Here is a 23,050-nt window from a genome sequence, read left to right on the forward strand (position 1 = left end):
GAAGTGTCCGACAGGGAACCGCCGCGCCGCCGCGTGCCCGGCCCCGCCCGGCCGGTGCGCCCCGACGCCCGGCGCCGCCCCGCCTCCGGCGCCCGCCCCGGCCCCGGTGCCCGCCCGGGTCCCGGTGCCCGCCCCGCGCGCCGCCCGGCCCCGGCCCGTGGCCCCGCGCCCCGCGGTATCCGGCTCGGCAGCCCCCGCCCCCGGCTGCGCCTGGTCGGGCTCGCCCTGACCCTGGTGATGCTCGCCTTCGTCGTACGACTGCTCCAGGTGCAGGCCGTGGACGCGAGCACGTACGCCGCCAAGGCCGACCAGAACCGCTTCGTGGGCCGCACCCTGGCCGCCGTACGCGGCGAGATCACCGACCGCAACGGAGTCGAGCTGGCGACCAGCGTGGACGCGTACGACATCACCGCCGACCCCACGCTGTTCACCCCGGAGGCCACCAAGACGCCGGACGCCCCCGAGCAGGCCGCCGCGCTCCTCGCCCCGATCCTCGGCCAGGACACCGCCGCGGTCACCGGGAAGCTGAAGACCCCGCGCACCCGCTACGTCCTCCTGGCCCACCGCCAGACCCCCCAGGTCTGGAACCAGATCAAGGACCTGAAGAACACGCTCGCGGCCAAGGCCGGGACCGACAGGAACACCGTCAACGTCCTCGCCGGCGTCCTCGCCGAGCCCACCAGCAAGCGCGTCTATCCGAACGGCGACCTCGCCGCCGGAATACTGGGCTGGGTCAACGCCGAGGGCAAGGGCGGGGGCGGCATCGAGCAGCAGCTGAACAAGGAACTGGCCGGCAAGGACGGCAAGATCCGCTACGCCCAGTCAGGCGGCCGGCTGGTGCCGACCGCGGGCTCCGCCGAGACCCCCGCCGTGGCCGGCTCCGACGTGGAGCTCACCATCGACCGCGACATCCAGTGGGCCGCCCAGAACGCCATCACCGAGCAGGTGAGGAAGTCCAAGGCGGACCGCGGCTACGTGGTGGTGCAGGACACCCGCACCGGCCAGATCCTGGCCATGGCGAACTCGCCCGGCTTCGATCCGAACGACCTCTCCAAGGCCGATCCGGCGGCCCTCGGCAACGCGGCCCTCCAGGACGCGTACGAGCCCGGCTCCACCGCCAAGGTCATGACGATGGCCGCCGTCCTCCAGGAGAACGCCGCCACCCCCCTGACCCATGTCACGGTGCCCAACCGGCTGCACCGCGGCGACCGGCTGTTCGCGGACGACATCGACCACGCGACCTGGTACCTCACGCTCAACGGCGTGCTGGCCAAGTCCAGCAACATCGGCACCATCCTGGCGGCCGGCCAGCTCGGCAAGACCCAGGAGGCGGCCAACCAGGTCCTCTACTCGTATCTGCGCAAGTTCGGCATCGGGGAATCCACCGGACTCGGGTTCCCGGGCGAGACGCAGGGCATCCTGGCGCCGCCCGGGAAGTGGTCGACGTCCCAGCAGTACACGATTCCTTTCGGCCAGGGCGTGTCGATCAACGCGGTGCAGGCCGCGTCCGTCTACTCGACCATCGCCAACGGCGGCGTCCGCGTCGAACCCACCCTGGTGCGCGCCGCGAAGGGCCCGGACGGCCGCTTCACCCCGGTCCCGAAACCCGAGCGGACCAGGGTCGTCAGCGCGAAGACGGCGAAGACCCTCGCCCAGATGCTGGAGTCCGTCGTCGACGACGAGCAGGGCACGGGCATCAAGGCACGCATCCCCGGGTACCGGGTCGCGGGCAAGACGGGTACGGCCAACCGCGTGGATCCGGCCACCGGCAAGTACCGCGGATACACGTCCTCCTTCGCCGGATTCGCTCCCGCCGACAACCCCCGCGTCACCGTCTACTGCGCCATCCAGAACGCCACCAAGGGCAGCTATTTCGGCGGCCAGATCTGCGGCCCCATCTTCAAACAGGTCATGGAGTTCTCCCTGAAGACCCTCCAGGTCCCGCCCACCGGGGCCGCGGCCGCGAACCTCCCCGTCACGTTCACCCCGTGATCAGCACCACGGAAAAGACCGACCAGGAACCAGCTCGTGACAACGATCACTCCCGATCCCGGGAACCACACCCAGCCTCCGCTCCCGTCCTCGCCGGACCGCGCTGCGCGCGGGCTCCTTTTTAGCTCCGGCGGGGGTACGCCCGGTACGCTCACCGCCGTGCCACACGCTGATCAGTACCAAACCACCCAGAAGGCTGCTTCCGTGACATATCCCGGACCGCCACGACCGGTTCACGTCTCCGCCGTACCCCTCGCGGAGCTGGCCGATCAGCTGGGTGTCACCGCGCCGGAGCGCCCGGCCGGAGCCGTCGAGGTCACGGGCATCACCCATGACTCGCGTGCCGTCCGCCCCGGTGACCTGTACGCCGCCCTGCCCGGGGCCCGCCTGCACGGCGCCGACTTCGTCGCCCAGGCCGCGAGCCTCGGTGCGGCGGCCGTGCTGACCGACCCGACGGGCGCCGAGCGCGCCGCCGCCACCGGACTGCCGGTCCTGGTGACCGGCGACCCGCGCGCCCGGATGGGCGAGCTGGCGGCCACGATCTACGGCCGCCCGGGCCGCGACCTGCTCCAGATCGGCATCACCGGCACCTCGGGCAAGACCACGACCGCGTACCTCGTCGAGGGCGGTCTGCGCACGGTCCGCTCCACCGGACTGATCGGCACCGTCGAGATGCGCATCGGCGACGAGCGCATCAAGTCCGAGCGCACCACGCCCGAGGCCACCGACCTCCAGGCCCTGTTCGCGGTCATGCGCGAGCGCGGGGTCGAGGCCGTCGCCATGGAGGTCTCCAGCCACGCGCTGGTCCTCGGCCGCGTCGACGGCTGCGTCTTCGACGTCGCCGTCTTCACCAACCTCAGCCCGGAACACATGGAGTTCCACTCCGACATGGAGGACTACTACCGGGCCAAGGCGCAGTTGTTCACCGAGCGGCGCAGCCGGCGCGGCGTGGTGAACCTCGACGACGAGTACGGCCGCCGGCTGGTGAAGGAGGCCGGTGTCCCGGTCGTCACCTTCTCGGCCGAGGGCCACCCGGACGCCGACTGGCGCGCCGAGGACGTGCGGATCGGCCCGCTGGACTCCTCGTTCACCGTGGTCGGCCCCGAGGAGCAGCGGATCGCCGCGAGGTCGCCGCTGCCCGGCCCCTTCAACGTGGCGAACACCCTCGCCGCGATCGTCGCCCTCGCCGAGGCCGGTCTGGACCCGCAGACCGCCGCCGACGGCGTCGCCGCCGTGCCGGGCGTCCCGGGGCGCCTGGAGCGCGTGGACGCCGGACAGCCCTACCTGGCGGTCGTGGACTACGCCCACAAGACCGACGCCGTCGAGTCGGTGCTGCGCGCCCTGCGCAAGGTCACCGAGGGCCGGCTGCACGTGGTGCTCGGCTGCGGCGGCGACCGGGACATCACCAAGCGCGCCCCGATGGGGGCCGCCGCCGCCCGGCTCGCGGACACGGCGGTGCTGACCTCCGACAACCCCCGTTCCGAGGATCCCCTGGCGATCCTCGCCACCATGCTCCAGGGCGCGGCGTCCGTACCCGCACACGAACGCGGTGAGGTGCAGGTCTTCGAGGACCGGGCCGCCGCCATCGCCGCCGCCGTGGCCCTCGCGAGGCCCGGGGACACCGTGCTGGTCGCGGGCAAGGGCCACGAGCAGGGCCAGGACATCGCCGGGGTGGTCCGTCCGTTCGACGACCGCCAGGTGCTTCGCGAAGCTATCCAGCAGACCCAGGGATGAACTTGTGATCGCCCTCTCCCTCGCCGAGATCGCAGCAGTCGTCGGCGGGCAGACGCATGACATACCGGATCCGTCCGTCCAGGTCACCGGGCCCGTGGTCCGGGACTCCCGTGAAGTGGAGCCCGGCGGCCTCTTCGTCGCCTTCGCCGGTGAACACGTGGACGGTCACGACTTCGCGGACGCGGTCGTCCGGGCGGGTGCCGTCGCCGTGCTGGCGTCCCGTCCCGTCGGCGTGCCCGCGATCGTCGTGGACGACGTCCAGGCCGCCCTCGGCGCCCTCGCCCGCCATGTCGTGCGGCGGCTCGGGGCGACCCTCGTGGCCCTGACCGGCTCCGCGGGCAAGACCAGCACCAAGGACCTCATCGCCCAGGTGCTCCAGCGCAAGGCGCCGACCGTGTGGACGCCCGGCTCGCTCAACAACGAGATCGGACTGCCGCTGACCGCCCTCGGCGCCACCGAGGAGACCAGGTTCCTGGTCCTGGAGATGGGCGCCCGCGGCATCGGCCACATCCGCTACCTCGCCGAACTGACCCCGCCGAAGATCGGCCTGGTGCTCAACGTGGGCACCGCCCACATCGGCGAGTTCGGCGGCCGGGAGCAGATCGCACAGGCCAAGGGCGAACTCGTCGAGAGCCTGCCCTCCTCGGACGCGGGCGGCGTCGCCGTCCTCAACGCCGACGATCCGTTGGTACGGGCCATGGCGTCCCGTACGAAGGCGAAGGTGACGCTTTTCGGAGAGTCCGACGAAGCGGACGTACGCGCCGAGAACGTGAGACTCACGGACAGCGGACAGCCGGCCTTCCGCCTTCACACACCCTCCGGGTGCAGCGATGTGACCATGCGCCTGTACGGTGAGCACCACGTGTCGAACGCGCTCGCCGCGGCCGCCGTCGCCCATGAGCTGGGCATGTCCGCGCAAGAGATCGCCACCGCGCTCTCCGAGGCGGGCTCCCTCTCCCGCTGGCGTATGGAGGTCACCGAGCGCCCGGACGGCGTGACGATCGTCAACGATGCCTACAACGCGAATCCCGAGTCCATGCGGGCCGCCCTGCGCGCGCTGGCAGCCATGGGCAAGGGACGGCGGACCTGGGCGGTGCTCGGCAAGATGGCCGAGCTCGGGGACGAGGCGCTCGCCGAGCACGACGCGGTCGGACGGCTCGCCGTCCGGCTCAACGTCAGCAAGCTCGTCGCGGTCGGGGGCAGGGAAGCGTCCTGGCTGCAACTGGGCGCATACAACGAGGGTTCGTGGGGTGAGGAGTCGGTGCACGTGTCCGACGCACAGGCGGCGGTCGACCTGTTGCGCAGCGAGTTGCGCCCGGGAGACGTCGTACTCGTGAAGGCGTCCCGGTCGGTCGGGCTCGAGAGCGTGGCGCACGCGCTGCTCGAGACCGGTGCCGAGGGTGAGGTTGCCGCGCGATGATGAAGCAGATCCTGTTCGCAGGAGTCATCGGTCTGTTCCTCACCCTGATCGGCACTCCGCTGCTGATCAAGTTGCTCGCCCGCAAGGGCTACGGTCAGTACATCCGCGACGACGGTCCGCGCGAGCACGCCAGCAAGCGCGGCACGCCGACCATGGGTGGCATCGCGTTCATCCTGGCGACGATCGCCGCGTACTTCCTGTCCAAGGTGATCACGGGCAAACCGCCGACCTTCTCCGGTCTGCTGGTGCTCGGCCTGATGGGCGGCATGGGCCTGGTCGGCTTCCTCGACGACTACATCAAGATCGTCAAGCGGCGCTCGCTGGGTCTGCGGGCCAAGGCGAAGATGGCCGGCCAGCTGATCGTCGGCATCGCCTTCGCCGTGCTGGCCCTGCAGTTCGCCGACGCCCGCGGCAACACCCCGGCCTCCACCAAGCTCTCCTTCGTGCAGGACTTCGGCTGGACGATCGGCCCGGTGCTCTTCGTGGTCTGGGCGATCTTCATGATCCTCGCCATGTCGAACGGTGTGAACCTCACCGACGGTCTCGACGGCCTGGCCACCGGCGCCTCCGTGCTCGTCTTCGGCGCGTACACGTTCATCGGCGTCTGGCAGTTCCAGGAGTCCTGCGCCAACGCGCAGACCCTGACCAACCCGGCCGCCTGCTACGAGGTACGCGATCCGCTCGACCTGGCGGTGGTCTCCTCCGCGCTGATGGGCGCCTGCCTCGGCTTCCTGTGGTGGAACACCTCGCCCGCCAAGATCTTCATGGGCGACACCGGATCGCTGGCCCTGGGCGGCGCGCTCGCCGGTCTCGCGATCTGCTCCCGCACCGAGCTGCTGCTCGCGCTGCTCGGCGGTCTCTTCGTCCTGATCACCATGTCGGTGGTCATCCAGGTCGGTTCGTTCCGGCTGACCGGCAAGCGGGTCTTCCGGATGGCGCCGCTCCAGCACCACTTCGAGCTCAAGGGCTGGTCCGAAGTCCTCGTCGTGGTCCGGTTCTGGATCATTCAGGGCATCTGCGTCATCGTGGGACTCGGCATCTTCTACGCGGGATGGGCAGCGGAAAAGTGACCGACTGGCAGGGGAAGCACGTCACCGTCGCCGGGCTCGGCGTCTCCGGCGTCCCGGCGGCCAAGGTGCTGCACGGGCTCGGCGCCCTCGTGACGGTCGTCAACGACGGCGACGACGAGCGGGCCCGGGCGCAGGCCGCGGAGCTTTCGGCGCTCGGCATCACCGTGCGTCTGGGCGACGGTGCGACCCTGCCCGAAGGCACCGAGCTGATCGTCACCGCGCCCGGCTGGCGGCCCGACAAGCCGCTGTTCGCCGCGGCGGCCGAGGCGGGCGTCCCGGTCTGGGGCGATGTGGAGCTGGCCTGGCGGCTCAGGGGGCCCGACGCGGCCCCCTGGCTCGCGGTCACGGGCACCAACGGCAAGACCACGACCGTGCAGATGCTCGCCTCGATCCTTCGGGCCGCGGGCCTGCGCACGGCCGCCGTCGGCAACATCGGGGTCTCGCTGCTGGACGCCGTCCTCGGCGAGGAGGAGTACGACGTCCTGGCCGTGGAGTTGTCGAGCTACCAGCTCCACTGGGCGCCCTCGCTGCGCGCCCACTCCGCCGCGGTGCTCAACCTGGCGCCCGACCACCTCGACTGGCACGGCTCCATGGAGGCGTACGCCGCCGACAAGGGCCGTATCTACCAAGGCAATCGCGTCGCCTGTGTCTACAACGTCGCCGACAAGGCGACCGAGGACCTGGTGCGCGAGGCGGACGTCGAGGAGGGCTGCCGGGCGATCGGCTTCACGCTGGGCACGCCCGCTCCCTCCCAACTCGGCGTCGTGGACGGCATCCTGGTCGACCGCGCGTTCGCCGAGAACCGGCACCAGAACGCCCAGGAGCTCGCCGAGATCTCCGATGTGAACCCGCCGGCTCCGCACAACATCGCCAACGCCCTTGCCGCCGCGGCCCTCGCGCGCGCCTTCGGGGTGCCCGCCCGGGCCGTACGGGACGGACTGCGGTCCTTCACCCCGGACGCGCACCGCATCGCGCACGTGGCGGACGTGGACGGGGTCGCGTACATCGACGACTCCAAGGCCACCAACACGCATGCCGCGGAAGCCTCGTTGGCGTCGTACGAGTCCATCGTGTGGATCGCGGGCGGACTCGCCAAGGGCGCCGCCTTCGACGAACTGGTCGCGGGCGCGGCGAAGCGGCTTCGGGGCGTGGTGCTCATCGGCGCGGACCGCGCGCTGATCCGTGAAGCCCTTGCGCGACACGCGCCGGAAGTACCCGTCGTCGACCTCGAACGGACCGACACTGGGGCGATGCGTGCGGCTGTGCGGGAGGCACGGCGGCTGGCCGGCCAGGGCGACACGGTGCTGCTGGCGCCGGCCTGTGCCTCCATGGACATGTTCGCCAACTACAACAAGCGCGGCGACGCCTTCGCGGAGGCGGTTCGCGAACTCGGCACCACCGGCGCCTGACGGCGGGGCTCGGCCGCGGCGGGTGCTCCGGGACCCTTGGAGGGACGCGTGACTCGGATGTGGCCGGGGCGTCGCCCGCGGCTTTCCGCCGGTGGCACTGCGGGACGCGCTCCCACGGCAGGGAAGTGACCATCGATGCCAAGCAGCCGTACCAGCCGTCCGCCCGCCCAGCGCGCCCCCAAGCGGCCCTCCGCCGCCCGCGCCCCGCGCGAGAGCCCGCTCACCCGCCTCGTCAGGCGGGCGCGGCGCGCCTGGGACCGGCCGCTCACCGCCTACTACCTGATCCTCGGCGGCAGCCTGCTGATCACCGTGCTGGGCCTGGTGATGGTCTACTCGGCCTCGCAGATCACCGCGTTGCAGATGTCGCTGCCCGGGTCGTACTTCTTCCGCAAGCAGTTCCTCGCGGCCTCCCTCGGCGCCCTGCTGCTGCTCCTCGCGTCGCGGATGCCCGTGACGCTGCACCGCGCGCTGGCCTATCCGATCCTGGCGGGAGCCGTCTTTCTGCTGGTCCTGGTGCAGGTGCCGGGAATAGGAGTGGCGGTCAACGGCAACCAGAACTGGATCTCGCTCGGCGGCTCCTTCCAGATCCAGCCCAGTGAGTTCGGCAAGCTCGCCCTGGTGCTGTGGGGGGCCGACCTGCTCGCGCGCAAGCAGGACAAGCGGCTGCTCGCGCAGTGGAAGCACATGCTGGTGCCGCTGGTCCCGGTGACCTTCACGCTGCTCGGGCTGATCATGCTGGGCGGGGACATGGGTACGACGATCATCCTGACCGCGATTCTGTTCGGGCTGCTGTGGCTGGCCGGAGCGCCCACCCGGCTGTTCGCCGGGGTGCTGACCGTCGCCGTGGTGCTCGCCGCCATCGCCATCCAGACCAGCCCGCACCGCTTGAACCGGCTCGCCTGCATCGGCGCCACCGACCCCGGACCGAACGACATCTGCTGGCAGGGCGTGCACGGCATCTATGCGCTCGCGTCAGGCGGAATCTTCGGCTCAGGTCTGGGCGCCAGTGTGGAAAAATGGGGTCAACTCCCCGAAGCGCACACCGACTTCATCTTCGCCGTCACCGGAGAGGAACTGGGCCTCGCGGGGACACTGTCGGTGCTCGCCCTCTTCGCGGCTCTAGGCTATGCGGGTATCCGCGTGGCCGGACGCACGGAGGACCCCTTCGTCAGGTATGCCGCGGGAGGTGTGACGACCTGGATCACCGCACAGGCGGTGATCAACATCGGTGCGGTGCTCGGTCTGCTGCCGATCGCCGGCGTCCCGCTCCCACTGTTCTCCTACGGAGGATCCGCCCTGCTGCCGACCATGTTCGCCATCGGGCTGCTGATCGCCTTCGCGCGCGACGAACCCGGTGCGCGGGCGGCGCTTGCGCTGCGGCAACCTCGCTTTGGTAGAAAGCGGGCGGGAGGCTCCCGGTCCGACCGGGGGCCTCGGAGATGGAACACGATGCGACGGCGTGCCTCGAAGGCGCGCTCGTCCGGAGAGCGGTGAATTTCGGTGCATGTCGTACTCGCTGGTGGGGGGACCGCCGGCCACATCGAGCCCGCGCTCGCCCTCGCGGACGCCCTGCGCAGGCAGGACCCGACCGTGGGGATCACGGCCCTGGGCACGGAGCGCGGCCTGGAGACCCGGCTCGTACCCGAGCGGGGCTATGAACTCGCGCTGATCCCCGCGGTCCCCCTGCCGCGCAAGCCGACCCCCGAGCTGATCACCGTTCCCGGGCGGCTGCGCGGCACGATCAAGGCGGCCGAGCAGATCCTCGAGCGCACCAAGGCGGATGCCGTCGTCGGCTTCGGCGGCTATGTGGCGCTGCCCGGCTACCTGGCCGCCAAGCGCCTCGGCGTGCCGATCGTGATCCACGAGGCCAACGCGCGGCCCGGCCTGGCCAACAAGATCGGCTCGCGGTACGCGGCCCAGGTCGCCGTCTCCACGCCGGACAGCAAGCTGCGCGGCGCCCGTTACATCGGTATCCCGCTGCGCCGCTCCATCGCCACCCTGGACCGTGCCGCCGTGCGTCCGGAGGCCCGCGCCGCGTTCGGACTCGACCCGAACCTGCCGACGCTGCTGGTCTCCGGCGGTTCGCAGGGCGCCCGCCGTCTCAACGAGGTGGTTCAGCAGGTCGCCCCGTACCTCCAGCAGTCCGGTATCCAGATCCTGCACGCGGTCGGTCCGAAGAACGAACTGCCGCAGGTGCACCATATGCCGGGGATGCCGCCCTACATCCCGGTACCGTACGTGGACCGGATGGACCTCGCGTACGCCGCGGCCGACATGATGCTCTGCCGCGCGGGCGCGATGACCGTCGCCGAGCTGTCCGCCGTCGGGCTCCCGGCCGCCTACGTCCCGCTGCCGATCGGCAACGGCGAGCAGCGGCTGAACGCCCAGCCGGTGGTCAAGGCCGGCGGCGGACTGCTGGTCGACGACGCGGAGCTGACGCCCGAGTGGGTCCAGCAGAACGTGCTGCCCGTGCTCGCCGATCCGCACCGGCTGTATCAGATGTCCCGTGCCGCCAGCGAGTTCGGCCGCCGGGACGCCGACGAGCTGCTCGTCGGCATGGTGTACGAGGCGATCGCCTCGGCACGGGCCGCCCGCTGACCACGGGTACGTGCGGGGCGAGTGAGCCGAAGGGGCGCCTGAGCGCCCCGGGGGCGTATCGAGCCAGGAAAGAGAGGGCGCGTGGCCGGACCGACGACCGCCGAGCGCGGCAAGCGGCAGCAGCGTGAGTCCGGCCCGCCCTTGCCGCCCCGTCTCGGGCGGCTGCGCCGTCTTCGTATGCTCATCGTCCTATTGATTCTGCTGGTGTTGACGGGCGGCGCCTCCATCTGGCTGCTGTACGGCTCCCCGTGGCTGCGCGTGCAGCGGGTCTCCGTCTCCGGGACGCGGGTGCTGACCCCGGCGCAGGTGCGTGAGGCGGCCGGCGTGCGGCCCGGCACGCCGCTGATCTCTCTCGACACCGATGCGATCGAGGCGCGTCTGCGCCGGAGGCTGCCCCGGATCGACACGGTGGACGCCGGCCGTTCCTGGCCCCATGGAATCGCACTGAAAGTGACCGAACGCACTCCGGTCCTCCTCGTCCGGGACGGTGCGAAGTACGTCGAAGTGGACCGGGAGGGCGTGCGGTTCGCCACGGTGACGCAGGCCCCGAAGGGGGTCCCCGCCCTGGACCTCGCGCCGCTCCCGTCCACCGGCCCTCAGCGCTTCGGCACCGACCGGCTGGTGCGCGAGGCGGTCCGCGTGGCGCAGGCCGTCCCGGCCGCCGTCGCCCGGGACACCCGCACCGTCAAGGTCCGTACCTACGACTCCATCTCGCTGGAGTTGGGCGACGGCCGGACCGTGCTGTGGGGCAGCGGCGAGAAGGGCCGCGCGAAGGCGGCGACGCTGACGGCGCTGATGAAAGCCGCGCCCCGGGCCAGGCACTTCGACGTCAGTGTCCCCACCGCCCCTGCGTCATCCGGGAGTTGACGCACGTCCGCGCAGGCCAGCACCCTGGTTGGTCACTGCTACGGCTGATCACATAGGGTGAAAAGAAAAACGGGAGGTTCGGCGTGTTCGTTGAACGCGCGCCACTTGTCGACTTAGTGTCCTGTTCGGAAGAGTCCAAGGAACAGACGCACTGGTAACCCTAAACTTCAGGGTGAGGGTTCGGGTCGGCGTTCGGACCGTCCCATTCGGCATCTGCCGTCGGACCGCGGGGACCCGCGGGGCGACGGCGACGTAATTCGAGGCGAGAGGCCTTCGACGTGGCAGCACCGCAGAACTACCTCGCAGTCATCAAGGTCATCGGTGTCGGCGGCGGTGGTGTCAATGCCATCAACCGGATGATCGAGGTCGGTCTCAAGGGCGTCGAGTTCATCGCCATCAACACCGACGCGCAGGCGCTGTTGATGAGCGACGCCGACGTCAAGCTCGACGTCGGCCGCGAACTCACCCGCGGACTCGGCGCCGGCGCCAACCCGGCCGTCGGCCGCAAGGCCGCCGAGGATCACCGCGAGGAGATCGAGGAGGTCCTCAAGGGGGCCGACATGGTCTTCGTGACGGCTGGTGAAGGCGGCGGCACCGGCACCGGCGGCGCGCCCGTCGTGGCCAACATCGCGCGCTCCCTCGGCGCCCTCACCATCGGTGTGGTCACGCGCCCGTTCACCTTCGAGGGACGCCGCCGCGCCAACCAGGCCGAGGACGGCATCGCCGAGCTGCGCGAAGAGGTGGACACCCTCATCGTCATCCCGAACGACCGGCTGCTGTCCATCTCGGACCGCCAGGTCTCCGTCCTCGACGCCTTCAAGTCCGCGGACCAGGTCCTGCTCTCCGGTGTCCAGGGCATCACCGACCTGATCACCACCCCCGGCCTGATCAACCTGGACTTCGCCGACGTCAAGTCCGTGATGTCGGAGGCCGGTTCGGCCCTCATGGGCATCGGCTCCGCCCGCGGCGACGACCGCGCGGTGGCCGCGGCCGAGATGGCGATCTCCTCGCCGCTGCTGGAGGCGTCCATCGATGGTGCGCGCGGCGTCCTCCTGTCCATCTCCGGCGGCTCCGACCTGGGCCTCTTCGAGATCAACGAGGCCGCCCAGCTGGTGAGCGAGGCCGCGCACCCCGAGGCCAACATCATCTTCGGCGCCGTGATCGACGACGCCCTCGGCGACGAGGTGCGGGTCACCGTGATCGCCGCCGGCTTCGACGGCGGCCAGCCGCCGGCCAAGCGGGAGAACGTGCTCGGCTCGTCCTCGGTACGGCGCGAGGAGCCGGCGCCGGCGCGTCCCGTCGAGAGCCGTCCGTCCTTCGGCTCGCTCGGCAGCGTCACGCCGAAGGAGATGCCGGAGCCCGCCCCGGAGCCGGTGAGCGAGCTGCCCATCACCCCGCCGCCGATCCCGCCGTCCCGGACCTACTCGGACAGCGCGGCCGAGGAGCTGGACGTACCGGACTTCCTCAAGTGATAGGACAGCGCGACACCGAGAGCGGCGCGCATTTCGCCTTCACCGACCGGTGGGGCGGGGTGAGCGCCGCTCCGTACGAGGAGCTCAATCTCGGCGGCGCGGTCGGCGACGATCCCGAGGCCGTCCGCGGCAACCGGGAACTGGCCGCGAAGTCCCTGGGGCTCGATCCCGCCCGGGTGGTCTGGATGAACCAGGTGCACGGCCGGGACGTCGCCGTGGTCGACGAGCCGTGGGGCGCAACGCCGGTGCCCGAGGTCGACGCGGTCGTCACCGCCCGGCGCGGTCTCGCGCTCGCCGTGCTCACCGCCGACTGCACGCCCGTCCTGCTCGCCGACCCCGTCGCCGGGATCGTGGCCGCCGCCCACGCGGGCCGGCCCGGCATGGTGGCGGGGGTGGTCCCCGCCGCCGTCCGCGCGATGATGGACCTGGGCGCCGAGCCGTCCCGGATCGTCGCCCGCACGGGACCCGCGGTCTGCGGCCGGTGCTACGAGGTGCCGGCCACGATGCGCGCCGAGGTGTCCGCCGTCGAGCCGGCGGCGCACGCCGAGACGAGCTGGGGTACTCCCGCGGTCGATGTGACCGCCGGCGTGCACGCGCAGCTCGAACGGCTCGGGGTGCGCGACCGGGCGCAGTCGCCGGTGTGCACGCGCGAGTCGGGCGACCACTTCTCGTACCGCCGCGACCGGACCACGGGCCGGCTCGCGGGCTATGTCTGGCTGGACTGATGGGGCATGACGGACCGTAAGCAGCAAATCTCCGCAAACCTCGCGAAGGTCGAGGAGCGCATCGCGGCCGCCTGTCGGGCCGCCGGGCGCGAGCGGGAGGAGGTGACCCTGATCGTGGTCACCAAGACCTATCCCGCCGAAGATGTGCGGATTCTCTCGGAACTCGGTGTGCGTGACGTGGCCGAGAACCGTGACCAGGACGCGGCGCCCAAGGCGGCGGCATGTTCGGATCTGCCGCTCACCTGGCATTTTGTCGGTCAGTTGCAGACCAATAAGGTGCGATCCGTGGTCGGTTATGCAGGTGTTGTGCAGTCCGTCGATCGTTCGCGGCTCGTCACGGCGCTGTCGAAGGAGGCCGTGCGCGTCGGGCGCGAGGTCGGCTGCCTCATCCAGGTCGCGCTGGACGCGGGCGAGGGCGGGCGAGGGGAGCGGGGAGGCGTGGCGCCCGGGGGAATCGAAGAGTTGGGCGACCTCGTCGCGGGCGCCCCGGGGCTGCGGCTGGACGGACTGATGACCGTCGCGCCGCTCACCGGGGAGTATGCGGGGCGTCAACAGGCGGCGTTCGAGCGGTTGATGGATTTGTCGACCGACCTGCGCCGAGCGCATCCGGCTGCAACCATGGTCTCGGCAGGAATGAGTGCGGACCTCGAACAGGCCGTGGCCGCCGGGGCGACACATGTGCGCGTCGGCACTGCGGTACTCGGAGTCCGACCCGGGCTCGGGTAACGTCGCCAAGAAGTCGGACCACAGCAGAAAATATGGTCATTACCGCTGATACGCGGGCGACATGACCTCGTGGATCGCGGGCACTTGGCGGTCGTCAGCCGATCCACCACAGAGCGGAGGACTCAGAGCATGGCCGGCGCGATGCGCAAGATGGCGGTCTACCTCGGCCTCGTGGAGGACGATGGGTACGACGGCCGGGGATTCGACCCCGACGACGACTTCGAGCCCGAGCTCGACCCGGAACCGGAGCGGGACCGCAGACGGCACGAGCCGTCCCACTCGTCCCACCAGACGATTCAGCCCCAACGGGATGAATCGGTACGAGTGGTTCAGCCGCCGGCGCAGCGCGATCCGGTGTCCCATTCCCCTTCTCTGCCCGTGGAATCCGGGCGACCCGCCCGTATCGCTCCCGTGGCATCCATCACACAAGAACGCCAGAGCCTGGAGAAGAGCGCACCGGTGATCATGCCCAAGGTCGTGTCCGAACGAGAGCCGTACCGGATCACCACGCTTCACCCGCGGACTTACAACGAGGCCCGTACTATCGGGGAACACTTCCGTGAGGGTACGCCGGTGATCATGAATCTGACTGAGATGGATGACACAGATGCGAAGCGACTTGTCGACTTTGCTGCCGGTTTGGTGTTTGGTCTTCACGGCAGCATCGAGCGGGTGACGCAGAAGGTGTTCCTGCTGTCTCCTGCTAACGTCGATGTCACGGCGGAGGACAAGGCCCGCATCGCAGAGGGCGGGTTCTTCAACCAGAGCTGAGACGCACCACCGGAAAGAGCACGGAACAGGGGAGAGGGAAGCACGGATCATGGGCGTGTTCCTGGAGGTTGTCTACATCGCGCTGATGTGCTTCCTCGTTGTGCTGATTTTCCGGTTGGTCATGGACTACGTGTTCCAGTTCGCCCGCTCGTGGCAACCCGGCAAGGCGATGGTGGTCGTTCTGGAGGCCACCTACACTGTCACCGATCCACCGTTGAAGCTTCTGCGGCGGTTCATCCCGCCGCTGCGTCTCGGGGGCGTGGCGCTCGACCTGTCCTTCTTCGTACTGATGATCATCGTCTACATCCTGATCTCCATCGTGGGCAATCTCGCGAGGTGAATGTGGACGATACGGTCTTGCCGACTGCCGATGACTACGTTGAGGTGAAGAGATGCCGTTGACCCCCGAGGACGTGCGGAACAAGCAGTTCACGACCGTCCGCCTCCGAGAAGGCTATGACGAGGACGAGGTCGATGCCTTCCTCGACGAGGTCGAAGCCGAACTGACCCGTCTGCTCCGGGAGAACGAGGATCTGCGCGCCAAGCTGGCCGCCGCGACGCGTGCCGCCGCGCAGAACCAGCAGAACATGCGGAAGCCTCCGGAGCCGCAGGACCAGCAGCAGGGGATGCCTCAGCAAGGGATGCCTCCGCAGGGGATGCCTCCGCAGGGGATGCGCGGTCCGGGTGCTCCCGTACCCGCCGGGATATCGGGTCCGCCGCAGCAGCAGATGGGTGGCCCCATGGGTGGCCCGCCCCAGCTGCCGAGCGGTGCCCCGCAGCTGCCTGCCGGCCCCGGCGGCGGTCAGGGAGGTCCCCAGGGGCCCGGTCCGATGGGCCAGGGTCCGATGGGCCAGGGGCCGATGGGTCAAGGCCCGATGGGCCAGGGGCCGATGGGTCAAGGCCCGATGGGCCAGGGGCCGATGGGCCAGGGGCCGATGGGTCAGGGGCAGATGGGGGGCCAGCCCCCGATGCAGCAGCAGATGGGTGGCCCCATGGGCGGTCCGATGGGCGGCCCCATGGGCGGTCCGGGCATGCCCGGTCAGGGTCCTGGCGGCGACAGCGCCGCACGTGTCCTCTCGCTGGCCCAGCAGACCGCGGACCAGGCGATCGCCGAGGCCCGCTCCGAGGCCAACAAGATCGTCGGCGAGGCCCGCAGCCGTGCCGAGGGTCTGGAGCGCGACGCCCGCGCCAAGGCCGACGCCCTGGAGCGGGACGCCCAGGAGAAGCACCGCGTCGCGATGGGCTCCCTGGAGTCCGCCCGCGCCACGCTGGAGCGCAAGGTCGAGGATCTGCGCGGCTTCGAGCGCGAGTACCGCACCCGTCTGAAGTCCTACCTGGAGTCGCAGCTGCGCCAGCTGGAGACCCAGGCCGACGACTCGCTGGCCCCGCCGCGCACCCCGGCCGCGGCGTCCCTGCCGTCGCCGTCGGCGCCGTCGATGGCTCCGGCGGGCGCGAGCGCCCCGTCGTACGGCGGCAACCAGACGATGGGCGGTGCGCCGGCTCCCTCCGCTCCGTCCTACGGCGGTCAGCAGCAGATGTCCCCGGCGATGACCCAGCCGATGGCGCCGGTGCGTCCCCAGGGCCCGTCGCCGATGGGCCAGGCTCCCTCGCCGATGCGCGGGTTCCTCATCGACGAGGACGACAACTGACGTTCAGGAGTCAGCCGTAGGTGTCGGCAGCCTTTCAGGGCGGGGCCCCGGATCGAGTGATCCGGGGCCCCGCCCTTGTGCTGCGCGCGTTCGGGGTCATTGCCCCGTGTGTTCGGCTGGGGGAGCGGCTGTGCGTGCGTACGCAACGCCGAAGGCCCGGGCCCGCCGGAGAATTCCGGCGGGCCCGGGCCTTCGTGCCGGCCGCTACGCCTTGCGCAGGCGGAAACTGAGGCTCAGGGAGTCGTCGGTGAACGGCTCGCCGTAGGTGTCGTCCGCCTCGCCCTGGACGAAGTCCGTGGCGAGAACCTCGTCCGCGATCAGTTCCGAGTGCTCGGCCAGGGCCGCGATGACCGCCGGGTCCGTCGAGGTCCAGCGGAGCGCGATGCGATCGGCGACGTCCAGGCCGCTGTTCTTGCGGGCCTCCTGGATCAGCCGGATCGCGTCCCGGGCGAGGCCGGCCTGGCGCAGCTTCTCGGTGATCTCCAGGTCGAGCGCGACCGTCGCGCCGGAGTCGGACGCCACCGACCAGCCCTCGCGCGGGGTCTCCGTGATGATCACCTCGTCGGGAGCGAGGGTGACCGTCTCACCGTCGACCTCCACCGCGGCCGTGCCCTCGCGCAGCGCCAGGGACAGCGCCGCGGCGTCGGCGTCGGCGATCGCCTTGGCCACGTCCTGGACGCGCTTGCCGAAGCGCTTGCCGAGCGCGCGGAAGTTCGCCTTCGCCGTCGTGTCGACCAGGCTGCCGCCGACCTCGCTCAGTGAGGCGAGGCCCTCGACGTTCAGCTCCTCGGTGATCTGCGAGTGCAGCTCCCGGTCCAGCGTCTCGAAGCCGGCCGCCGCGACCAGCGCGCGGGACAGCGGCTGACGCGTCTTGACACCCGACTCCGCGCGCGTGGCCCGGCCCAGCTCGACGAGCCGGCGCACCAGCACCATCTGCTGCGACAGCTCCGGGTCGATCGCGGACAGGTTCGTCTCGGGCCAGGTGGCCAGATGCACCGACTCCGGGGCGCCCGGGGTCACCGGCACGATCAGGTCCTGCCAGACCCGCTCGGTGATGAACGGAGTGATCGGGGCCATCAGCTTCGTGACCGTCTCGAGGACCTCGTGCAGGGTGCGCAGCGCTGCCTTGTCGCCCTGCCAGAAGCGGCGGCGGGAGCGGCGGACGTACCAGTTCGACAGGTCGTCGACGAACGCCGACAGCAGCTTGCCGGCGCGCTGGGTGTCGTACCCCTCCAGGGCCTCGGTCACCTGGTCGGTGAGCGCGTGCAGTTCGGACAGCAGCCAGCGGTCCAGGACCGGGCGGTCGGCCGGGGCCGGGTCGGCCTCGCCGGGCGCCCAGCCCGCCGTACGGGCGTACAGCGCCTGGAAGGCGACCGTGTTCCAGTACGTCAGCAGCGTCTTGCGGACGACCTCCTGGATCGTGCCGTGGCCCACGCGGCGGGCCGCCCAGGGGGAGCCGCCGGCGGCCATGAACCAGCGGACCGCGTCGGCGCCGTGCTGGTCCATGAGCGGGATCGGCTGCAGGATGTTGCCCAGGTGCTTGGACATCTTGCGGCCGTCCTCGGCGAGGATGTGGCCGAGGCACACCACGTTCTCGTACGAGGACTTGTCGAAGACCAGCGTGCCGACCGCCATCAGCGTGTAGAACCAGCCGCGGGTCTGGTCGATCGCCTCGGAGATGAACTGCGCCGGGTAGCGGCTCTCGAACAGCTCCTTGTTCTTGTACGGGTAGCCCCACTGCGCGAACGGCATCGAGCCCGAGTCGTACCAGGCGTCGATGACCTCCGGCACGCGCGTGGCGGTGCTGCCGCACTGGGGGCAGCCGAAGGTGACCTCGTCGATGAACGGACGGTGCGGGTCGAGGCCGGACTGGTCGGTGCCGGTCAGCTCGGTCAGCTCCGCCCGGGAGCCGACGCAGGTGAGGTGGTCGTCCTCGCAGCGCCAGATCGGCAGCGGGGTGCCCCAGTAGCGGTTGCGGGACAGCGCCCAGTCGACGTTGTTGTTCAGCCAGTCGCCGAAGCGGCCGTGCTTGACCGTCTCCGGGAACCAGTTGGTCCTCTCGTTCTCCTGGATGAGGCGGTCCTTGATCGCCGTCGTGCGGATGTACCAGGAGGGCTGCGCGTAGTAGAGGAGCGCGGTGTGGCAGCGCCAGCAGTGCGGGTAGCTGTGCTCGTACGGGATGTGCTTGAAGAGCAGACCGCGCTGCTGGAGGTCCGCGGTGAGCTTTTCGTCCGCCTTCTTGAAGAAGACGCCGCCGACCAGCGGGACGTCCTCCTCGAAGGTGCCGTCGGGACGGACGGGGTTGACCACCGGCAGGCCGTAGGCGCGGCAGACCTTGAGGTCGTCCTCGCCGAAGGCGGGGGCCTGGTGGACCAGACCCGTGCCGTCCTCGGTGGTCACGTACTCGGCGTTGACCACGTAGTGGGCGGGCGCGGGGAACTCCACCAGCTCGAACGGACGTTGATACGTCCAGCGCTCCATCTCGGCGCCGGTGAAGGTCTCGCCCGTGGTCTCCCAGCCCTCGCCGAGCGCCTTGCCGACGAGCGGTTCGGCGACGACGAGCTTCTCCGCGCCGTCCGTACCCTTCGTCGCGACGACGTAGGTGACCTCGGGGTGCACGGCGACCGCGGTGTTGGAGACCAGCGTCCACGGGGTCGTCGTCCACACCAGGAGCGCGGCCTGCCCGGCGAGCGGACCGGAGGTGAGCGGGAAACGGACATAGACCGACGGGTCGACGACCGTCTCGTAGCCCTGCGCCAGCTCGTGGTCCGACAGCCCGGTACCGCAGCGGGGGCACCAGGGGGCGACGCGGTGGTTCTGGACCAGCAGCCCCTTGTCGAAGATCTCCTTCAGGGACCACCAGACCGACTCCACGTACTCGGGGTCCATCGTCCAGTAGGCGTCGTCCAGATCGACCCAGTAGCCCATGCGGGTCGTCAGCTCGGCGAAGGCGTCGGTGTGGCGGGACACCGACTCGCGGCACTTGGCGTTGAACGCGGCGATGCCGTACGCCTCGATGTCCTGCTTGCCGTTGAAACCGAGTTCCTTCTCGACCGCCAGCTCCACCGGGAGGCCGTGGCAGTCCCAGCCGGCCTTGCGGCCCACGTGGTACCCGCGCATGGTGCGGAAGCGCGGGAAGACGTCCTTGAAGACACGGGCCTCGATGTGGTGGGCACCCGGCATGCCGTTCGCCGTGGGCGGGCCCTCGTAGAACACCCATTCGGGGCGGCCCTCGGACTGCTCCAGGCTCTTGGCAAAGATCTTCTGCTCGCGCCAGAAGTCGAGCACGGCGTGCTCGAGTGCGGGCAGGTCGACCTGGGCGGGCACCTGGCGGTACTGCGTCATGGATCTTCCTCCGGCGGACGTGCTGCCTTCCGTCGGAGGGACGAGAGCCGGGAATTCGGTGAATTCTCCGTACGCCGTGTGCGGCGCGCTCCCGCGGTACCACCCTCCTTGGCCCTCCGGCGCGTCCTGCGCTCCGGTGAGCCCCCTCATTGGGCTCGCGATGCCGGTTCTACCGGCCTTGGCGGTCCGTGGGCGAAACCCACTGGCCAAGGCTTTCTTCCGGCGGCTCCGGGGTGATCTTCACGTCGCGCTCACCCCCGGGCTCCCACCGTCCCCGGGTCGCTCTGGGCTGCGTACGCCGCTACTCGTCCCCATCCACGCTTTTCGCTCCGCCCAGTGTACGGCGCCGCACGCACGGCGGCCGACCGGTTTTCCTCCTTCCGGGCCGGGGGCCGCCGGGGCGGTGGATGACCTGAATGGCGAGGCGCGGGTATCCGGATCCCGGGGTGCCGGTCCCGGCGGATTACCGGGCGGAGAGCTGGGCACAACGGATGCAGGCTCGTCACGTGGCACGCGCGTGGAGGGCGAATCGCTGGCGTGCCCCGTTGCCGCGGGCCAGAAGTCGATTTATCGTCCCAGCACGATTCGCGCGCGAAATCACACTGTGTGAAGGGGCCGCGGCCATGGTGGCGAAAAAGACCGCCGTACAGCATCCGGTATCCGGCACACCCACAGCTGTGACTGCCTCCGGCGGGGTGGCGGCCAGGGATGTGAACGGCACGGAGAACACCCACAGCGCCTCGGCGAGGCGGACGGCCAGACCGGTGAAGGCGCTGCGTGCGGCTGCCGCCGGGGCCGGGCGCGGGAAGGCGGCCGCGACCCCGGTGATCACCGGGAGGGCGACGGCCGGGAAAAGGCCGACGGCCGGGCGGACGGCCGCCGGGGCAACGGCTCGCACTGAGGCGGCGGGCATCGCGGAGAGGGCTTCGGCGGCGGGGGCCGCCGGGACACCGGCCACGGCCACGGCCCTCGTCCACGGGGCCGCCGCCGGGAAGACCGCAGGCATGAGAACGGGCACGACGAAGCAGGGCACCGCCCAGCGGGGCGCCACGACGGCCGCCCGCGGGACGACCGCCCGGAGGAAGACCGCCGGGGGGACGGCCGCCGACGGGACGGTCGTCGAGGGGGTCGCCCCGGAGAAGGCGTCCGCGGGGGCGGCCGAGGAGACGGCCGTCAGGGACGCGGGGGTCGAGGAGGCGGCCGGAAAGGGGGCGGCCACGAGGAGAGCGGCGGTCAAGGAGACGGCGGTCAAGAAGGCGGCGGTCAAGAAGGCGGCCGTCACGACCGGGGTCGGCAAGAGGGCGGCGGCCGGGGAGGCGGTGCCCGACAAGGCGGCGGACCGAAAGGCCGTGGCCCGGAAGACCGCGGCCGGGAAGACGGCCGTCACCGGGACGGCCACCACGGAGACGGCTGCGAAGACGGCGGTCGGGAAGGCGGCCGGGAAGGCGGTCGCCAAGGGGACCGGCGCCTCGGAGGCGCGCGCCGGGAAGCTCGTGTCCGGGACCGAGAAGGCCGGGACCGGGAAAGCGCCTTCCTCGAAGGCGGCGGCCGGGCGCGCGGTCACCGCGCGGACGACCGCCGGGAAGACCGCCCCTCCGAAGGGGACGACCGCCGGGAAGTCCTCCGTCACCGGGAAGGAGGCGGCGGCCGAGAAGGCGGCTCCCCCCACCCGGGCGGCGGGGGAGAAGGGCGGTCCCGAGCGACCGGCGGCGCGGAAGGCCGCGGCCCGTAAGAAGGCGGCGGCGTCCGGCACGGTCACCAGGAAGGCGGCGGGCAAGACCGTCGCCGAGAGGGCGGCGACGGGCGCCGCCACCACGAGGGCGGCGGTCAGGACGGCCGCCACCGGGAGGGCGGCGGCCAAGGCGGCCGTCACCGGGAAGACGGCCCCGGCCGGGGCCGCCGCCGGTAAGAGCGCCGCTGTGCAGGGCGGCGCCGCGAAGGGCACCTCCACACCGAGTGCGGCCAGGAAGAGCACGGCCAAGAAGGCGCGCGCTGGCAAGGCCGCGGAGCAGACGGGAGCCACGACGGTGGTTGCGAAGAAGACTCCTGGCACGGCCACGGCGGCGACGACCCCCACGGCGGTCCCCAAGGCGCGGATCGCCGCGGTCGAACCCGGCGAACTGGCGGTGCGTCCCGGCGAGGCCCCGTGGACCCCCGAGGAGGTCGCCCAGGCACGCGCGGAGCTCGAGACCGACGCGGCGCGCCTGAGCGGCGAGATCGAGGCGTCGGAGCAGGCGCTGGTCGGCCTGATGCGCGACTCCGGGGACGGCGCCGGCGACGACCAGGCCGACACCGGTGCCAAGAACATCACGCGCGAGCACGAGATGGCGCTCGCCGCCAACGCGCGCGAGATGCTCGAACAGACCGAACGCGCGCTGGACCGCCTCGAGTCCGGCACCTACGGCCTGTGCGAGAACTGCGGCGACCCCATCGGCAAGGCCCGTATGCAGGCGTTTCCCCGCGCCACGCTGTGCGTGGAGTGCAAGCAGAAGCAGGAACGCCGCTGATCGCGCCCTCCTGGACGACAGCTCCGGCGGGGTCGTGCCGTAGTCTCGTCCTCAGTCAGGAACCTAGGTCGAGGGACTCACGTGGCAGAGGCGGAGCGCATCATCGGTACGCCGGACAACCCAGACGCGGCGGGGGCCGGGCCCGAGCGGTCCGGCGCACGGGCCCTGTCCGGTGAGCGACCCGTCCCGGACCCCGCGGGCGCGCCCGAAGGAGCCACGGCGCAGGGGGCCGACGCCGACCAGGCCCCCAGGGGCAGGCGCCGGATGGCGGTCCTGTTCGCGGTCGCCGCCATCGCCTACGCCCTCGACCTGGTCAGCAAACTGATCGTGGTCGCGAAGCTGGAGCACCACACGCCGATCCAGATCATCGGGGACTGGCTGCGGCTGGAGGCGATCCGTAACGCGGGCGCCGCCTTCGGCTTCGGCCAGGCCTACACCGTGATCTTCACCGTGATCGCCGCCGCCGTGATCGTGGTGATCGCCCGTCTCGCCCGCAAGCTCTACAGCCTGCCCTGGGCGATCGCGCTCGGCCTGCTGCTCGGCGGCGCCCTCGGCAACCTCACCGACCGGATCTTCCGCTCGCCGGGCCTCTTCAAGGGCGCGGTGGTCGACTTCATCGCGCCCAAGGGCTTCGCCGTCTTCAATCTGGCCGACTCGGCGATCGTCTGCGGCGGCATCCTGATCGTGCTGCTGTCCTTCCGCGGCCTGGACCCGGACGGAACGGTCCACAAGGACTGACCGCCCGGGACTCTCGTACGGCGTTGT

The 23,050-nt window shown here is 71.1% G+C and carries 17 protein-coding genes; 16 read left to right on the plus strand and 1 reads right to left on the minus strand.

Annotated elements, in window-relative coordinates; translation table 11 throughout:
* The first annotated feature begins 3 nt into the window (after positions 1-3).
* From ACWD5Q_RS03280 to ACWD5Q_RS03345, 14 genes are all read left to right on the plus strand, one after another.
* Positions 4-1,992, plus strand: coding sequence for a peptidoglycan D,D-transpeptidase FtsI family protein (locus ACWD5Q_RS03280; RefSeq protein WP_451425284.1), 1,989 nt, complete (start codon positions 4-6; stop codon positions 1,990-1,992).
* A gap of 36 nt (positions 1,993-2,028) precedes the next feature.
* A complete protein-coding gene (locus ACWD5Q_RS03285) occupies positions 2,029-3,726 on the plus strand; it encodes a UDP-N-acetylmuramoyl-L-alanyl-D-glutamate--2,6-diaminopimelate ligase (protein WP_451425285.1) in 1,698 nt (565 codons plus the stop codon).
* A gap of 4 nt (positions 3,727-3,730) precedes the next feature.
* Positions 3,731-5,146, plus strand: coding sequence for a UDP-N-acetylmuramoyl-tripeptide--D-alanyl-D-alanine ligase (locus ACWD5Q_RS03290; protein WP_451425286.1), 1,416 nt, complete (start codon positions 3,731-3,733; stop codon positions 5,144-5,146).
* Positions 5,143-6,216, plus strand: coding sequence for a phospho-N-acetylmuramoyl-pentapeptide-transferase (gene mraY, locus ACWD5Q_RS03295; protein WP_311690864.1), 1,074 nt, complete (start codon positions 5,143-5,145; stop codon positions 6,214-6,216). The genes ACWD5Q_RS03290 and mraY overlap by 4 nt, the downstream gene beginning before the upstream one ends.
* Complete coding sequence (gene murD / locus ACWD5Q_RS03300; RefSeq protein WP_451425287.1) at positions 6,198-7,625, plus strand: UDP-N-acetylmuramoyl-L-alanine--D-glutamate ligase; 1,428 nt, start codon at positions 6,198-6,200, stop codon at positions 7,623-7,625. Before mraY ends, murD begins: the two co-directional genes overlap by 19 nt.
* Before the next feature lie 135 nt (positions 7,626-7,760).
* Positions 7,761-9,119 carry a putative lipid II flippase FtsW gene (gene ftsW / locus ACWD5Q_RS03305; RefSeq protein ID WP_451425288.1) on the plus strand — a complete coding sequence of 453 codons (1,359 nt, stop codon included), beginning with the start codon at positions 7,761-7,763 and terminating at the stop codon, positions 9,117-9,119.
* 6 nt (positions 9,120-9,125) lie between these two features.
* Entirely contained in the window at positions 9,126-10,223 is a 1,098-nt protein-coding gene (murG, locus tag ACWD5Q_RS03310) for an undecaprenyldiphospho-muramoylpentapeptide beta-N-acetylglucosaminyltransferase (RefSeq protein ID WP_451425289.1), read from the plus strand.
* 81 nt (positions 10,224-10,304) lie between these two features.
* On the plus strand, positions 10,305-11,090 hold the full coding sequence (locus ACWD5Q_RS03315) for a cell division protein FtsQ/DivIB (protein WP_451425290.1): 786 nt from the start codon (positions 10,305-10,307) through the stop codon (positions 11,088-11,090).
* A gap of 278 nt (positions 11,091-11,368) precedes the next feature.
* Entirely contained in the window at positions 11,369-12,562 is a 1,194-nt protein-coding gene (gene ftsZ, locus ACWD5Q_RS03320) for a cell division protein FtsZ (RefSeq protein WP_451425291.1), read from the plus strand.
* Complete coding sequence (gene pgeF, locus ACWD5Q_RS03325; RefSeq protein WP_451425292.1) at positions 12,559-13,287, plus strand: peptidoglycan editing factor PgeF; 729 nt, start codon at positions 12,559-12,561, stop codon at positions 13,285-13,287. Before ftsZ ends, pgeF begins: the two co-directional genes overlap by 4 nt.
* 6 nt (positions 13,288-13,293) lie before the next feature.
* Positions 13,294-14,013, plus strand: coding sequence for a YggS family pyridoxal phosphate-dependent enzyme (locus ACWD5Q_RS03330; protein WP_451425293.1), 720 nt, complete (start codon positions 13,294-13,296; stop codon positions 14,011-14,013).
* A gap of 129 nt (positions 14,014-14,142) precedes the next feature.
* Positions 14,143-14,784, plus strand: a complete 642-nt coding sequence (locus tag ACWD5Q_RS03335; protein ID WP_451425294.1) for a cell division protein SepF — start codon at positions 14,143-14,145, stop codon at positions 14,782-14,784.
* A 49-nt stretch (positions 14,785-14,833) separates the two neighbouring features.
* Complete coding sequence (locus ACWD5Q_RS03340; RefSeq protein WP_234515022.1) at positions 14,834-15,124, plus strand: YggT family protein; 291 nt, start codon at positions 14,834-14,836, stop codon at positions 15,122-15,124.
* 52 nt (positions 15,125-15,176) lie between these two features.
* On the plus strand, positions 15,177-16,433 hold the full coding sequence (locus tag ACWD5Q_RS03345) for a DivIVA domain-containing protein (RefSeq protein ID WP_451425295.1): 1,257 nt from the start codon (positions 15,177-15,179) through the stop codon (positions 16,431-16,433).
* Between the two features lie 204 nt (positions 16,434-16,637).
* Here the strand turns inward: ACWD5Q_RS03345 and ileS are convergent, their stop codons facing one another.
* On the minus strand, positions 16,638-19,778 hold the full coding sequence (gene ileS, locus ACWD5Q_RS03350; protein WP_451425296.1) for an isoleucine--tRNA ligase: 3,141 nt from the start codon (positions 19,776-19,778) through the stop codon (positions 16,638-16,640).
* Positions 19,779-20,455: 677 nt separating this feature from the next.
* Here ileS and ACWD5Q_RS03355 point away from each other — a divergent pair.
* Complete coding sequence (locus ACWD5Q_RS03355; protein WP_451425297.1) at positions 20,456-22,285, plus strand: TraR/DksA family transcriptional regulator; 1,830 nt, start codon at positions 20,456-20,458, stop codon at positions 22,283-22,285.
* Positions 22,286-22,366: 81 nt separating this feature from the next.
* Complete coding sequence (gene lspA, locus ACWD5Q_RS03360; protein ID WP_451425298.1) at positions 22,367-23,023, plus strand: signal peptidase II; 657 nt, start codon at positions 22,367-22,369, stop codon at positions 23,021-23,023.
* Positions 23,024-23,050: the final 27 nt, after the last annotated feature.

It is taken from the genome of Streptomyces sp. NPDC002513 (genome assembly GCF_053595355.1).